The sequence below is a fragment of the Catellatospora sp. IY07-71 genome (assembly GCF_018326265.1).
Lineage (GTDB): Bacteria > Actinomycetota > Actinomycetes > Mycobacteriales > Micromonosporaceae > Catellatospora.
The window spans coordinates 354878-369329 of record NZ_AP023360.1; the positions used below are offsets into that span (position 1 = coordinate 354878).

General features: G+C 72.7%; 13 protein-coding genes. 7 read left to right on the forward strand and 6 right to left on the reverse strand.

Annotated features, from left to right (window positions below; translation table 11 throughout):
- Window positions 1–43: 43 nt before the first annotated feature.
- The 6 genes from CS0771_RS01615 (at window position 44) to CS0771_RS01640 (ending at window position 7171) form a co-directional block, all read left to right on the forward strand.
- Window positions 44–1489 (forward strand): basic amino acid/polyamine antiporter, encoded by a 1446-nt coding sequence (locus tag CS0771_RS01615; protein ID WP_212839469.1) that lies wholly within the window; start codon window positions 44–46, stop codon window positions 1487–1489.
- A 40-nt stretch (window positions 1490–1529) separates the two neighbouring features.
- Window positions 1530–2789, forward strand: a complete 1260-nt coding sequence (locus CS0771_RS01620) for an arginine deiminase (RefSeq protein ID WP_212839470.1) — start codon at window positions 1530–1532, stop codon at window positions 2787–2789.
- Window positions 2789–2950 carry a hypothetical protein gene (locus CS0771_RS01625; protein WP_244870540.1) on the forward strand — a complete coding sequence of 54 codons (162 nt, stop codon included), beginning with the start codon at window positions 2789–2791 and terminating at the stop codon, window positions 2948–2950. Before CS0771_RS01620 ends, CS0771_RS01625 begins: the two co-directional genes overlap by 1 nt.
- A 113-nt stretch (window positions 2951–3063) precedes the next feature.
- A complete protein-coding gene (locus tag CS0771_RS01630) occupies window positions 3064–3231 on the forward strand; it encodes a hypothetical protein (RefSeq protein WP_212839471.1) in 168 nt (55 codons plus the stop codon).
- Window positions 3232–3526: 295 nt separating this feature from the next.
- The gene (locus CS0771_RS38500) at window positions 3527–5896 is read left to right on the forward strand and encodes a glycoside hydrolase family 6 protein (RefSeq protein WP_371821329.1); all 2370 of its coding nucleotides are present in this window, start codon (window positions 3527–3529) and stop codon (window positions 5894–5896) included.
- Window positions 5897–6232: 336 nt separating this feature from the next.
- Window positions 6233–7171 (forward strand): MEDS domain-containing protein, encoded by a 939-nt coding sequence (locus CS0771_RS01640; protein WP_212839472.1) that lies wholly within the window; start codon window positions 6233–6235, stop codon window positions 7169–7171.
- Between the two features lies 1 nt (window position 7172).
- Here CS0771_RS01640 and CS0771_RS01645 read toward each other — a convergent pair whose 3' ends face one another.
- Complete coding sequence (locus CS0771_RS01645) at window positions 7173–8216, reverse strand: LacI family DNA-binding transcriptional regulator (protein WP_212839473.1); 1044 nt, start codon at window positions 8214–8216, stop codon at window positions 7173–7175.
- A 264-nt stretch (window positions 8217–8480) separates the two neighbouring features.
- The gene (locus CS0771_RS01650) at window positions 8481–9017 is read right to left on the reverse strand and encodes a hypothetical protein (protein WP_244870541.1); all 537 of its coding nucleotides are present in this window, start codon (window positions 9015–9017) and stop codon (window positions 8481–8483) included.
- 413 nt (window positions 9018–9430) lie between these two features.
- On the opposite strand from CS0771_RS01650, the gene CS0771_RS01655 reads away from it, so the two are divergent.
- Window positions 9431–10672 (forward strand): MFS transporter, encoded by a 1242-nt coding sequence (locus CS0771_RS01655; protein ID WP_212839474.1) that lies wholly within the window; start codon window positions 9431–9433, stop codon window positions 10670–10672.
- Window positions 10673–10726: 54 nt separating this feature from the next.
- Here the strand turns inward: CS0771_RS01655 and CS0771_RS01660 are convergent, their stop codons facing one another.
- Genes CS0771_RS01660 through CS0771_RS01675 form a run of 4 tightly spaced genes read right to left on the reverse strand, consistent with a single transcriptional unit; the run spans window position 10727 to window position 14205 of the window.
- Entirely contained in the window at window positions 10727–11386 is a 660-nt protein-coding gene (locus CS0771_RS01660) for a 4Fe-4S single cluster domain-containing protein (protein WP_212839475.1), read from the reverse strand.
- Window positions 11376–12809, reverse strand: a complete 1434-nt coding sequence (locus CS0771_RS01665; protein WP_212839476.1) for a hypothetical protein — start codon at window positions 12807–12809, stop codon at window positions 11376–11378. The genes CS0771_RS01660 and CS0771_RS01665 overlap by 11 nt, the downstream gene beginning before the upstream one ends.
- An 11-nt stretch (window positions 12810–12820) precedes the next feature.
- Window positions 12821–13576 carry a hypothetical protein gene (locus tag CS0771_RS01670; RefSeq protein ID WP_212839477.1) on the reverse strand — a complete coding sequence of 252 codons (756 nt, stop codon included), beginning with the start codon at window positions 13574–13576 and terminating at the stop codon, window positions 12821–12823.
- Window positions 13573–14205 (reverse strand): hypothetical protein, encoded by a 633-nt coding sequence (locus CS0771_RS01675; RefSeq protein WP_212839478.1) that lies wholly within the window; start codon window positions 14203–14205, stop codon window positions 13573–13575. The genes CS0771_RS01670 and CS0771_RS01675 overlap by 4 nt, the downstream gene beginning before the upstream one ends.
- Window positions 14206–14452 lie beyond the last annotated feature (247 nt).

Sequence of the window (14452 nt, forward strand, 5' to 3'; positions counted from 1 at the left end):
ATGGTGGGGACGGACGCCCTGGTCACCCCGTTGGGGGGTACGCATGACCGACACCGACCGGGCGGTCGCGCCGTCGCCGCCGACCGCCAAGCTGACCTTCTGGACGATGACCGCGATGGTCGTCGGCTCGATGGTCGGCGCGGGCGTGTTCTCCCTGCCGCGCCGCTTCGCGCAGGAGACCGGCGTGGCGGGCGCGCTGATCGCCTGGATCGTCGCGGGCACCGGCATGCTCATGCTCGCGTTCGTCTTCCAGTCGCTCGCGCTGCGCCGCCCCGACCTCGACGCCGGTGTCTACGCCTACGCCAAGGCAGGCTTCGGCGAGTACCTGGGCTTCTTCTCCGCGTTCGGCTACTGGGCCAGCGCCTGCGTCGGCAACGTGACGTACTGGGTGCTGATCATGTCGACGCTCGGCGCGCTGATCCCGGCGCTCGGCGAGGGCGACACCCTGCTCGCGGTGGCGCTGTCCTCGCTCGGGCTGTGGGGCTTCTTCCTGCTGATCCGGCAGGGCATCAAGGAGGCCACCGCGATCAACCGGATCGTCACCGTGGCCAAACTGGTGCCGATCATCGTCTTCATCATCCTGGCGCTGTTCTACCTGAACCCGGCGGTGTTCGCCGCCAACTGGGCCGGGGCGGACTACGCGGGATCGCTGTTCGAGCAGGTCAAGGGCACCATGCTGGCTACCGTCTTCGTGTTCCTGGGCGTCGAGGGGGCCAGCGTCTACTCCCGCCACGCCAAGCGGCGCGAGGACGTCGGCCGGGCCACCATCCTCGGCTTCCTCAGCGTGTTCGCGATCTTCGCCTCGGTGACCATCGTGTCGTACGGCATCCTGCCGATGGCCGACATCGCGCAGCTGCGGCAGCCGTCGATGGCCGGGGTGCTGGAGGCGGCGGTCGGCCCGTGGGGGCAGTGGTTCGTCAGCGTCGGCCTGATCATCTCGGTGCTCGGCGCGTACCTGGCGTGGACGCTGATGGCGGCCGAGGTGCTGTTCGTGGCGGCCAAGGACCGGGACATGCCGCGTTTCCTGCGCCGCGCCACCGGTGACGACGTGCCGGTGAACGCCCTGATCCTGTCCACCGCGCTCTCGCAGTTCTTCCTCGTCGTCACGCTGTTCTCCGACAACGCGTTCAACCTCGCGCTCGACCTGACCAGCGCGCTGACCCTGATCCCGTTCCTGCTCGCCGCCGGATACGCCCTGAAGATCGCGGTCCGGCCGGACGCGGGCACGGTCGGCGCGAGCACCACCGGCATGGTGGTGGTGGGCGCCCTGGCCACCTTCTACACGGCGTTCCTGCTGTTCGCGGCCGGGCTCCGGTTCCTGCTGCTGTCGTTCGTCATCTACGCCCCGGCCACCATCCTGTTCGCGATGACCCGCCGCGAGCAGGGACGCCCCGTCTTCTCCCCCGCCGAGCTGGTCATCTTCGTCATCTCGGTGATCGGCGCGGCGATCGGCGTGATCGCCCTGGCGGCCGGCTGGATCAAGCTTTGATCCCCGCTCGCACCCCGCACACGGATGAAAGGCACCCGCAATGACCAGCGGCTCGGCACCATCGGCGGCATACGGCGTGCACTCGGAGGTGGGCCGGCTGCGCAAGGTCCTGGTCTGCGCGCCCGGCCTGGCGCACCGCAGGCTCACCCCGAGCAACGCCGACGACCTGCTTTTCGACGACGTGATGTGGGTGGAGAACGCCCAGCGTGACCACGCGGCGTTCGTCGCCGAGCTGCGCCGCCGCGGGGTGGACGTGGTCGAGCTGCACGACCTGCTGGCCCAGACGATGGCGCTGCCCCGAGCGCGGGCCTGGCTGCTGGACCGCAAGATCGTGCCGAACGAGGTGGGGCTCGGCCTGGTCGACGCGACCCGGACCTTCCTGGAGACGCTGGAGCCCCGGCAGCTCGCGGAGTACCTGATCGGCGGCCTGTCCACGGCGGACCTGCCGGACGACTTCCGGCCCGACTACATCGCGCTGGCCCGCGAGTCCACCGGCATCCGCGAGTACCTCATGCCTCCGCTGCCCAACACGCTCTACACCCGCGACACCACCTGCTGGCTGTACGGCGGTGTGACGCTGAACCCGCTCTACTGGCCCGCCCGCCACGACGAGACGCTGCTGATGAAGGCGGTCTACGAGTTCCACCCGGACTTCACCGGATCGACGGTGTGGTGGGGCGACCCGGAGCGCGCCTGGGGGCAGGCCACCTTCGAGGGCGGCGACATCATGCCGGTCGGCAACGGCGTGGTGCTGATGGGGATGAGCGAGCGCACCTCCCGGCAGGCGATCACGCAGGTGTCGGCGGCGCTGTTCCAGGCAGGCGCGGCCGACCGGGTGATCGTGGCCGGGATGCCGAAGCTGCGGGCCGCGATGCACCTCGACACGGTGTTCACCTTCGCCGACCGGGACGTGGTGACGGTGTACCCGAACATCGTCAACGCGATCCACTCGTTCACGCTGCGCCCGGCGGACCGGGCGCCGGGCGTCGTGGTCACCGACGAGGGCGACGCCGCGTTCACCGAGGTGGTGGCCAAGGCGCTCGGGCTGGACGGGCTGCGCGTGATCGAGACGGGCGGCGACGTGTACGCCTCCGAGCGGCAGCAGTGGGACAGCGGCAACAACGCGGTCGCCCTGGAGCCGGGCGTGGTCTTCACGTACGACCGCAACACCCAGACCAACACGCTGCTGCGCGCGGCCGGCATCGAGGTGATCGAGATCGTGGGCGCGGAGCTGGGCCGCGGTCGCGGCGGCGGGCACTGCATGACCTGCCCGATCGCCCGCGACCCGATCGCCTGGTGATGGCCCGCCACGCCGAGATCACCGCGCTGCTCGGCAACCGGGTGGTGCTGGAGGCGCTGTCCGGCCTCGCCCGGCGCCGCCGGGACAGCCGCTCGGGCACGGTCTGGGATCCGGCGGTGCCGCTGCTGGGCGACCGTGGCCCGGACGCCGCGTCACCGTGACATCACGCGGTGGACACGGTGTCGCGGAACGACCGGCAGCCTCCCCTGAAGGGTCCTCGCGTACGGAGTCGCGGGGGCATGCGGGAACGCTTACATGATCGTATAGTCCTCCCATGACCTGGCTCCTGGTGCTCGTGAGCGCGCCCTTCGCGCTCACCGCGCTGTTCATGGGCGCCCTCATGGGGGTGCGGGCCGCGACGCGGGAGGCGATCGAGCGCGGCCTGATCCACAGCACCTGCCCCGTCTGCCACGCCCAGATCGCCCCGTCGCGGGCCCGCTGAGCCACGACCTCCGCCTTAGTCGGATCGTCAAACAAAAACGTGCCAGAAACATCGACATGCATTGTGGTCACGTGACGGCGGTGTGAAACTTCGATTACCGCGCAGGGAGCCATACCGCGCGACTCGGCGCCCAGGGCCCCGGTCTGACCGGAAGGTGCCGCGCACCGCCGTCACAGCCGTCCGGGCTGTCCTTACCTTCCTGCGTCGTGCGCGCCGGCCCGCCCGGTGGCCGCCGCTCGGCGCGGGCCGCCGCACCGATCTCCCGTCGGTCCGGCCCGGCTCAAGGAGTACCCGAGTGAGAATTCCGATCAGATCGTCCGCGCGGCGCCTCATGGCGCTGCTCGGGGCGACCGCACTGGCCACGGCCGGCCTGGCCACCGTGGCCACCCCGGCCCAGGCGGCCGTCTCCTGCCAGGTGACCTACACCAAGGCCTGGGACAACGGCAGCGGCTTCGGCGCGAACATCACCATCACCAACACCGGCGACCCGCTGACCAGCTGGTCGCTGAAGTGGACCTGGTCCGGCAACCAGGGCGGCATCCAGGGCTGGTCGGCCAACTACAGCCAGTCGGGGCAGAACGTCACCGCGACGAACCTGTCCTACAACGGCAGCCTGGCCACCGGCGCGTCGACCGGCATCGGCTTCAACGCCTCGTACAGCGGCACGAACACCAACCCGAGCAGCTTCTCGATCAACGGGGTCACCTGCGGCGGCACCACGCCCACGCCCAGCCTGGTCGTCTCGCCGACCAGCGTGTCCGTGCCCGAGGGCGGCACCGCCACCTACGCGGTGCGGCTCAGCTCGGCCCCGGCGTCGAACGTCACCGTCACCACGACGGCGGGCTCCGGTGACGGCAACCTCACCGTGTCCGCGGGCGGCAGCCTGACCTTCACGTCGGCGAACTGGAACACCAACCAGAACGTCACCCTGGCGGCGGCCGAGGACTCCGACACGACCAACGGCACCCGGCCGTTCACCGTCGCGTCCAGCGGCCTGACCTCGGTCACCGTCAACGCGACCGAGGCCGACAACGACGGCACCACGACCCAGTCGCTGGTGGTCTCGCCGACATCGGTGAGCGTGTCGGAGGGCAGCACCGCGACCTTCGGCGTACGCCTGGCCGTCGCGCCGTCGGCGAACGTCACCGTCACCACGACGGCCGGCACCGGCGACAGCAACCTCACCGTGTCGGCGGGCGGCAGCCTGACGTTCACGCCGAGCAACTGGAGCACCGTCCAGAACGTCACCCTCGCGGCGGCCGAGGACAGCGACTCCACCGCCGGCACCCGGCCGTTCACCGTCGCGTCCAGCGGCCTGACCTCGGTCACCGTGAACGCCACGGAGGCCGACAACGACGGCGGCCCGGTCACTCCGCGCGCCGACAACCCGTACGCCGGCGCCGGGGTCTACGTGAACCCGCAGTGGCGCGCCAAGGCACAGGCCGAGCCCGGCGGCAGCCGGATCGCCAACCAGCCCACCGGTGTCTGGTTCGACCGGATCAGCGCGCTGACCGGCAACGGCAGCCCGACCACGGGCACCATGGGCCTGGCCGACCACCTGGACCAGGCGGTCATCCAGGACGCCGCCAACGGCTCCGCGCCGATGGTGATCCAGATCGTCGTCTACAATCTGCCCGGCCGTGACTGCGCCGCGCTGGCCTCCAACGGCGAGCTGGGCGCGACCGAGCTGCCCCGTTACAAGGCCGAGTACATCGACGTGATGGCGTCGATCCTGGCCCGCCCGGCGTACGCGAACCTGCGCGTCGTGGCGATCATCGAGATCGACTCGCTGCCGAACCTGGTGACCAACGTCGGCGGCCGGGCGACCGCGACCGTCATGTGCGACACCATGCTGGCCAACGGCGGCTACGTCCAGGGCGTCGGGTACGCGCTGAACAAGCTCGGCGCGATCCCGAACGTGTACAACTACATCGACGCCGCTCACCACGGCTGGATCGGCTGGGACGACAACTTCGGCGCGACCGCGAACATGATGTTCTCGGCCGCCACCGCATCCGGCAGCACCGCGGCCAACGTGCACGGGTTCATCACCAACACGGCGAACACGTCCGCGCTGACCGAGCCGTACGTCGGCACGATCACCGAGCAGCTGCGCCAGACCACGTGGATCGACTGGAACCGGTACAACGACGAGCTGACGTTCGCCCAGGCGTTCCGGCAGCGGCTGATCACGGCCGGTTTCTCGTCCAGCATCGGCATGCTGATCGACACCTCGCGCAACGGCTGGGGCAGCTGTGTCCAGACCCCGTGCCAGCCGACGCAGGCGACACGGCCCACCGCGCCGAGCACGTCGACGGACCTGAACACGTTCGTCAACCAGTCGCGCATCGACCGGCGTATCCACAAGGGCAACTGGTGCAACCAGGCCGGCGCCGGCCTCGGCGAGCGGCCGCGGGCCAACCCGGCCACCGGCATCGACGCGTACGTCTGGATCAAGCCGCCGGGCGAGTCCGACGGCTCCAGCTCGCTGATCCCGAACGACGAGGGCAAGGGCTTCGACCGCATGTGCGACCCGACCTACACGGGCAACGCCCGTAACGGCAACAGCATGTCCGGCGCCCTGCCCAACGCGCCTGTCTCGGGTCACTGGTTCTCCGCGCAGTTCCAGCAGCTGATGGCGAACGCCTACCCGCCGCTGAGCTGACGGACCGACGATGGTCCCGGATCCGCGTGGGTGCTCAGGATCGGGACCATCCGGAAACCCGCCCGCTGGGGTGCTCCGGCGCGGCGGGTCCGTAGGGAGAGTGCCCCCGCGGCGGAAACTTGGGCCCCGCCGCGGGGGCACGTCCGCCGGCGTCGCGCCATTGACGCCGGCGGTCCTCCGTTCAGTCGATGCATGGCCGCGAAAAATCTCCGCGAACCTGGTTTGGCGCACGGCCGTGATGGGTACCGCCCCCGCTATGGCATGGCGACTTATGCCTGGATGGCTCGTGCACACCGCCTTCCGGCCGCTCCCCGCAGCCCCGCCGACGTGACGGCCATGGCCGGACACCCCGGACCCGACCATGTGGGCTTCCCCTACCGGGGGGTCGCCGAGTACGTGAGCGGCACCCTGGCCTTCGTGCACACCGCGCTCACCGCGGGACAGCCGGTGCTCGTCGCCGTGCCCAGCGCCAAGCTGGAGATCCTGCGCGACTGCCTCGGCTCGCGGGGCGGCCGGGTGCACTTCGCGGACATGGCGGTCGAGGGCCGCAATCCCGGCCGCATCCTGCCCGGCGTGCTGCTGGCCTTCGCCGACCGGCACCCCGGGCGGCGGGTCTCCATCGTCGCCGAGCCGGTCTGGCCGGGCCGCGGCGAGCTGGAATACCCGGCGTGCGTCGCGCACGAGGCGCTGGTCAACCTCGCCTTCGCCGGGCGGGACGCGGCGCTGCTGTGCCCGTACGACGCGGCGCTGCTCGACCCGCACGTCGTGCACGACGCCCACCGCACCCACCCCTTCCTGCAGCGCCGGGGCGGGCTGCGGCCGAGTCCCGCGTACGCCGATCCCCGGCTCACCGCGGCGGGCTGCAACCAGCCCCTGTCCCCGGTGCCCGGCTACGCCGCGACGATGGCCTTCGCCGCCCCGGATCAGGTGCCCGCGCTGCTGAAATTCGTGGCGGAACGGGCCGACGCGCTCGGGCTGAAGCCGCGACTGCAGGATGCGCTCACCGCCGCCGTCGCCGAACTGGCCGCCGACGCCCTCGCCTGCACCGGGCAGCCGGGCCGGATCGCCGTATGGGCCGAGCGCGATCAGGTGCTCTGCCAGCTCGACGACACCGGCCACCGCACCGACCCGCTGGTGGGCCGGGTGCCCTCGACGCAGGCCGGGGACGGCCGCCCCGGCGACGGGCTGCTGACCGCGAACCTGCTGTGCGACCTGGTCCGCCTGTACACCCGGCCCGGTGGCACCAGCGTGCGGCTGCACCTGACCGCGGGCTGAGTCAGGCCGAGTCGCGCAGGATCAGCTCGGTGGGCAGCACCGTCGCGGCCTGGCCCGGCGTCAGCTCCCCGGCGGCCGCGGCGAGCAGGCTGCGCACCGCTACCGCGCCGATCTGCTCGATGGGCTGGCGCACCGTGGTCAGCGCGGGGCGCACCTGCACGGCCAGCGCGTGGTCGTCGAAGCCCACCACCGCCACGTCGTCCGGGATGCGGCGGCCCACCCGGCGCAGGTAGCGCACCGCGCCCGCGGCCATCACGTCGGACGCGGCGAACACCGCGTCCAGTTGCGGGCGCTGGTCGAGCAGCCGCTGCATGGCGTGCGCGGCCGAGGCCTGGCTCCAGTCGCCGTACGCGATGGGCAGGTCGGTCAGCCCCGCCGCACGGACCGCGTCGGTGTATCCCGCGCGCCGGTCGGCCCCCGGCCCGGTGTCCGGCGGCGCGGCCAGGTGCGCGATCGCCCGGCGCCCCTTGCCCAGCAGATACTCCACCGCGGCGCGGGCACCCCCGCGGTTGTCGGCGTCCACATAGGGCACCTGGTACGGGTGCAGCGGCCGCCCCACCACGGTCACCGGCAGGCCCAGCGAGGCCAGCGAGCCGGACAGCGGCAGCGGCCCGTGGTCGGACACCACGATGACCCCGGCCACGCTGCCCGCCCGCAGGTAGCGCCCGACCGTCTCGGCGAGCGTGCCGGACACGTTCGTGACCAGCAGCGGCATGTCGTGCTGGGCCAGCTCCATCTCCACCGCGCCGATGAACCGGGCGAAGAACGGCTCGGTGAACACCAGCCGGTGCGCGGCGTGGATGACCGCCGCGACCGCCCGCACCGGCGTCTGCGCGCGACCCCAGGCGGCGCGGTGGCGGCGGTAGCCGAGCCGGCTCGCCGCGTCGCAGACGCGCTGGTACGCCTCCGGGCTGACCCGGGTGGAGTTGTTCAGCACCCGGGACGCGGTCGCGATGGACACCCCGGCGGCGCGGGCCACCTCGGCGAGGGTCGGCGGGGCGGCCACACCGTCGCGGTCCGGCGTGGAAGCGCTCCCGTTCGTCATTGACGCACCATAACCCGGTGCTCACGGACAGCGGTAGGGCTCGGCATGCCGTCCCGGACCCCCCGCCTGGTGGAGCGGCCGATGTAAGTTCCACGGCCCGCACGGTGTCCCCGCAGGTCGATCGGCGGCGATGGGCGCCGCCCGTTGACCGGGGCGCGGCGGGCTCGAAGACTCGGCGGCGGGAGCGTTCCGGTCCGGACCATCCGGCACCCGGCATCGCAGCGGCCCCGCCCGGCTGGAGAACCGGGCGGGGCCGTGCCGCGCTCAGCCGGCGGCGTAGACCAGGTCCACCCAGTCGGTGTGGCCGGCCCAGGTCAGCTCCATCCGCCAGCAGCCCGGACCGGGCATGTCGATGATGGACGGCCCGGGACCGCCCGCGACCTCCTTGGCGACCGGCTGGCCCCGGCCGTCCAGCCGGGCGATGATCCGCAGCGGCTCGCCGCCGCTGTTCGGCTCGCGCGACACCCACAGGATCTTGTTGTTCGCCCCGTCCTTGCGGTCGTGGGTCAGCGGGTTCGCGAACAGGATCGCCGCGATCTCGCCCCGCGCGCCGAGCGTGTGCGCGATCGTGGTGTCGCCGCTGAAGCCCGCGTCCGCCCAGTCCGGCAGCGGCTGCATCACCACCTTGGGCGTACACGGACCGGACGGGCTCGGGGCGGCGGCGGTCGGCGCACCGCTCGTCGCCGCGCCGCTCACCGGCGTACCGGCCGGGCCCGCCGGCTCGGGCTCCCCGGTCGTGCACCCCGCCAGCAGACCGGCCGCGGCCACCACCAGCCACCCGGCCCGGTTCCACCTGGTCATACCGCCTCCTCGGCTACTCGTCGCCCCGGCCGCCGATACCCGGCCCGGCGCGCGTCATCACGGCGGCGCGAACCCGCCGCGAAACGCGCCGCCGCTCTCCGAGTGACGAGTCTCGGCTCCGCGGCACGGTTCCCGCCGACCTGTGGCCGCGGTGATCCCCTCGGGTGGCTTCCGGCGTGGGAGTGACGTGCCGCCGTCCGGCTGCGCGGGCACCGCCCGGCGGGTGACCTGGTTCCGCCCGTGCGGCTTTCCGACGGCGTCCGCGGGCCACAACTTCTGAATCCGCGCCACAACTTCTGGGTTGTAGCTACAACCCAGAAGTTGTGGCCCGCGCCGCAGAGTGTGGGACGCGGCTCGGGCGGCCGGCGCCTTCCGGTTGACCTCAACCGTGCTTGAGCTGGCAGGCTGTGCCGATGCGAGCAGCGAAGAGCCTGGTCCCGGCCGCTTACCGGGACGTGCTGGCGGTGGCGGGCTTCCGCCGCCTGCTGGCCGGCGAGACCGTGTCCTACCTCGGCGACGGCCTGAGCGTGGTGGCGATCTCCTGGCTGGCGATCCAGCTCGCCGCGCCCGGGCAGGCGGCACTCGTGGTCGGCGCGGCGGTCGCCGCCTATTCCCTGCCCGCCGCGCTCGGCGCGCTGGTGCTGGCTCGCCGGCTGCGCCGGGTCGACGCGCGCACCCTGGTCACCGCCAACGCGCTGCTGCGCGGCGGAGCGCTGGGCACCGCCGCGCTGCTGTACACGCTCGGCCTGCTCAGCCCTGTCGGCTACATCGCGCTGCTCGCCGTGTCGTCGCTGCTCGTCGCGTGGGGCTCGGCGGGCACGTACACCCTGGTCAGCAGGCTGCTGCCGAGCGAGCATCGGCTCGGCGCCAACACGCTGCTCGGCACCAGCCAGACGACCGCGATCATCCTCGGCCCGCCGCTGGCCGGCGTGCTGGTCGCCGCGACCGGACCGGCCGCGGCCGTCGCCGTCGACGCGCTGAGCTACCTGGTGCTGGCCGCCGTGCTGCGCGGCGTACGCGTCCCCGCCGCCGCGGCCGAACCCGGCGCCGAACCGTCCGGCGGCTTCCGCCTGCTGGCCCGGCGGCCGGAACTGCTCGGCCTGCTCGCCCTCACCGCCGTCTTCTGCCTGCTGTACGGCCCGGTCGAGGTGGCCCTGCCGCTGTTCGTCGTCGACACGCTGGGCCGCTCCGCCGACTTCCTCGGCGCGTACTGGGCCGTGTTCGGGGTGGGCGCGGTGATCGGCGGGCTGCTCGCGGGCACACTGCGCCGGGTCGCCCCGTGGCCGTTCACGATCGCGGTCATCGCCGGATGGGGCGCGGCGCTGCTGCCGTTCGGCTTCACCACCTCGACCTGGGTCACCATGGCCGGGCTGGCCGTCGGCGGCCTCGTCTACGGGCCGTTCCCCGCGTTCAACATCACCCTGTTCCAGTCCGCCGCGAGCCCGGCGGACCTGCCCGCGGTGCTCGCCGCCCGCGGCTCGATCATGACCGCCGCGGTGCCCGTCGGCGCCGCTCTGGGCGGGCCGCTGGTCACCTGGCTCGGCCCGGACGGCACCCTGCTCGCCTCCGGCGCCGCGACCGTCACCCTGGCCGTGCTCGCCGCGCTCGGCCCGGTGCTCGTCCTCGCCCGCCGCCCCGCTCCGCAGGCACCGTGATCAAGGCTCCCTCGCTCCGTCCGGAAGCCTTGATCACGAGTGACGCGGTTGTGGTCACGGCCGCCAGCTGACGCCGTCGAGCTGTACCCCGCCCGCTCGCAGCGTGCGCTCCAGGACCGCCAGGGTGCCGCGCTGGGGCACGCCGCTGAGCAGCAGCCTGTCCCCCTCGACGAACGCCTGCATCGCCGGGGTGTCGGTCTCGGCCGCCGCCAGTTCCCGGTAGCGCATCTCGCCGAGCGGGGTGCGCAGATGCATCACCTGGTTGGCGGAGCCGCGCAGCACGAGCCGCGTCGGCTCGGCCGCCCGGAACCGGCCGGTGACCAGCACGTCGACCCCCTCGAGCGCGGCTTGCCGGCGACGGTCGAGCTCATCCAGCTCATAGCCGGTGAACAGGAGGATGTCGGCCTCGCCTCCCGGCCCGATCCGGTTGCCGGCGACGTGTCGCACGAACGCGGCGAGCGCGTCGGCCTGCGTCAGCGGCTCACCCCCGGTCACGGTCAGCCCGCTCGCCCCGTCGGCCTGCACCGTGTCCCACAACGCGGCCAGCTCGGCGACCGGCACGACCTCGCCCATCGCCGGGTCCCACGTGTCCCGGGACATGCACCCGGCGCAGGCGAGCGGACAGCCCTGCAGCCAGACGCCGAGACGCCGGCCGGGCCCGAGGGCGGTCACCGGGTAGAGCACCCGGTTGACGACCAGAGCGTCAGCGGACACTGCCGACTCCTGCGTCGCCGCGGGTCACCGTGTCGGTCACCGCGGGGTTCGCCATGGCGCGCGCGACACCGTCGTAGTAGGCGTGCTCGGCGGCCTCGTAGATCCCGTCGATGACGTTCCTATCCCGGCGCCACTGCTCGGCCAGCAGATCCGTGGACCACGGGGCCTCGTCCGCCAGCTGGGCCGCAGGGCCGATCGCCACCAGCTCGTTCTCGATCCGTTCCCGGCGCCGGTCGCTCCACTCGTAGGCCGCCTGGTACGGATGCGGACCGGCCATCCCGAGCAGGAAACCGATCGCCCCGCTGAGCAGGAGCAGACAGATGAACGCCGCGGCGATGGTCGCGATGTGCGTGTGCAGCGCCTCGCTCTTCAGCGGGATGTCCAGCTCGGTGCGATCTTCCAGCATCGGGGGCACGTCGATCACCTGCGCCCGCAGGTAGCCGAGCATGCCCGCCACGAAGATCCACGGCGCCAGCATGACCAGCGGGATGAGCACCGCCAGCCGCTCGGCGCCGGTGGCACGGCGGGCCCGGTAGACGCGGCCGGCCATGTGCGGGAAGAGCACCATGAGCACCACGGACGAGGCCGTGAGCACCCAGGTGAACAGCCGGTCCGCACCGGTGCCCGAGCCGTGGAAGTACTCCCAGATGTAGTACTGGATCGGCGTCTCCACCGCCATCAGCAGCACCAGCAGCAGCCAGCTGTGCAGCGCGCCGAAGGTACGCGGTGCGGGTCCCTCCCACAGCACCCGCCGGGCGGCGCCGTCCGTTCCCGGCCGGCTCGGCGCGGCCCGGTCGACGCCGCTCGGCCCGGCCTCGACCACGGGCGCGCCCGTCGGCGCCGGCGAGCCGGCGCCCAGCGAGCTCGCGTACGGCCCGGCTGGCAGCGGGTCGCCGTTCAGCGTGTCGAGCTCGTCGGTCCAGGTCGACCTGACCTCGTCCAGGCCGCGGCGGCCGAGCCGGCGCACCAGCTCCACCCGCGCTTCGATCGCGGCGAGCAGCCGCATGCGCTGCCGGGCGCCCTCCATCAACGCGAGGGTCTCGTCGAGGCGGCCGGCCAGCCGCCCGGCGCGCACCTGGTCGGCACGCTCGCGGGCGCGCAGCGGCCGGCGCCGCGCCTCCTCGACCATCAGCGCCCGCAGCCCGGCCTGCTCGCTGCCGGACTTTTCCGCCTCGCGCTGGGCCTGCAGCTGCCTGACATAACGCGGAGCCGTGTCCGGGGCCAGAGACCACTGGTCGAACATCCCGGACCGGCCGTCAGCGGTGCCTTTGGCCCTGGCTTCGGTCACCGCCGCGCCCATGGTGCGCTGCGGCGTGGCCCGCTGCTGGGGCACCGAGCGTGCAGGCGGACCAGGGTCCGCAGGCGGCATGGACTGCCGGGGCGGGCCGAAGAGCCCGCGCAGCCGGCGCCACAGGTGTCGCATCTCGATCTCCTCTACAGGACGTGGAACTGGGCGGCGTGGGCGTGGTCGAGCAGCAGCGTCTTCCAGAAGGTCTCGAACCTGTCGAAGGCGCCGGCCTTGCCCGTCTTGTAGAGCTGGCCGAACCCGAGACCGTAGACGGAGGCGCCGGAGAGGTCGGCGATCCGCCCGTCGGAGGCGTACCGCTCGATCAGCGCCGCTCGCTTGGCCTCGGTGCTCAGATCCTCACGGTTGAGGTACTCCACCCCGTCCGCGTGGATGAAGTCGCTGACCACGAGGACGTGGAACGGCACGTCGGCGGGTCGCGCACGCGCCGCGAGCTTCAGCCCGCCGAGCACGTCCGAGCCGTTCTGGTCGGTCTGGCGGTGCAGGCAGTCGAGCAGCTGCAGTGCCACCTCCAGCGCCTTGCCGCGTCGCTGGTTGCGAACGTCCTCCCGGTCGACGCCGCCGCCGCCGGAGTAATCCGGGTCGACGTCGACCTCTTCCCCGCGGCACGGTGAGGCCTCCGAGCTGAGCGCGATGGGGGCGAACCGCACCATGCGGCAGCCCTTGTCCCGCACGAACTTCACCAGGCTGCCGTTGAGCTCGCCGGCGACGTCGAAGCCGCCGTCCGCCCGGCCGGAGCCGGACCCGTCCACCACCACCACGCATCCGTCAGCCAACCGCGGCTCGTCGCAGCCGCCCAGCGCCGGGAGCGCGCCGAGCGTCATCACCGCCCCCAGCGACCAGCTCACCGCCCGCCCGGCCGTCGCCATCGGTTTCGTTCTCATACCGCACGTCCCTCCACGATCTCCAGTGCCCGTCGGATGATCCATTCCGCCCCGGTGGCGCCGGCCTCGGCGACATCCCCCGCATCCAGATCGGACAGCAATGCGAAGGGATCCTGCTTCGACCAGATCGGGTCGACGTCGGTGGCCTCCGGGCGGGGACCGGTCCGCGACGAGAAGGCCGGCGAGATACCCGCGGCGCGCAGGAAGTGGATCCAATAAAAGTTGATCAACTGGTTGTAGTGCTGGGCCGACGCCTCCGCCAGGCGCCGATGCCGGGCATACTCGCCTTTCCACGCGGTCACCGCCTCGATGAACCGCCCCGATGTGGCCAGCCGCGGCTCACCGTGCCGCTCGTACTCCTGGATCACCCGCAACGCGGCTCCGGTCAGCAGCCGCAGCTCCCTGGCGTTGTGCTGGCGAAGGCGGCGCACCAGCAGGTGCGACGAGCGCGCGGCACGCCGCTGCAGCATGCCGATGTACGCGGTCCACAGCGGCACTCCCGCCTCGGCCGTCGCCCCGCCCTGCCGACGCGCCCAGCGGCTGCCGTCGGCCCGGCCGTGGTAGCGGGAGCTCAGGCGCTCCAATGCGGACAGGCGCTCGCGCTGTCCTCTGCGCTCCTTCGCGGTCATCGCCGCGCACCCCGCCGCGCGCGGCGCGCGCCGTGCGGCTCGGCCGGGGAGCACGGACGCGCACTGTCCGCCAGATAACAGCGTGCCGGCGAAGCCGGATCGCCATCGCCGGAGCCCGGGCCGGGCGGCGAACGAAGGGTGTTTCTCAGGTCCATTCCTGATCGCTCCTAACCACGTCCTCGAGTGAGGCCCCGCCCTCTCAGCGGGAGAAGGGAAGGCAGATGAGTGCCGACACCGGCGGGTCGGA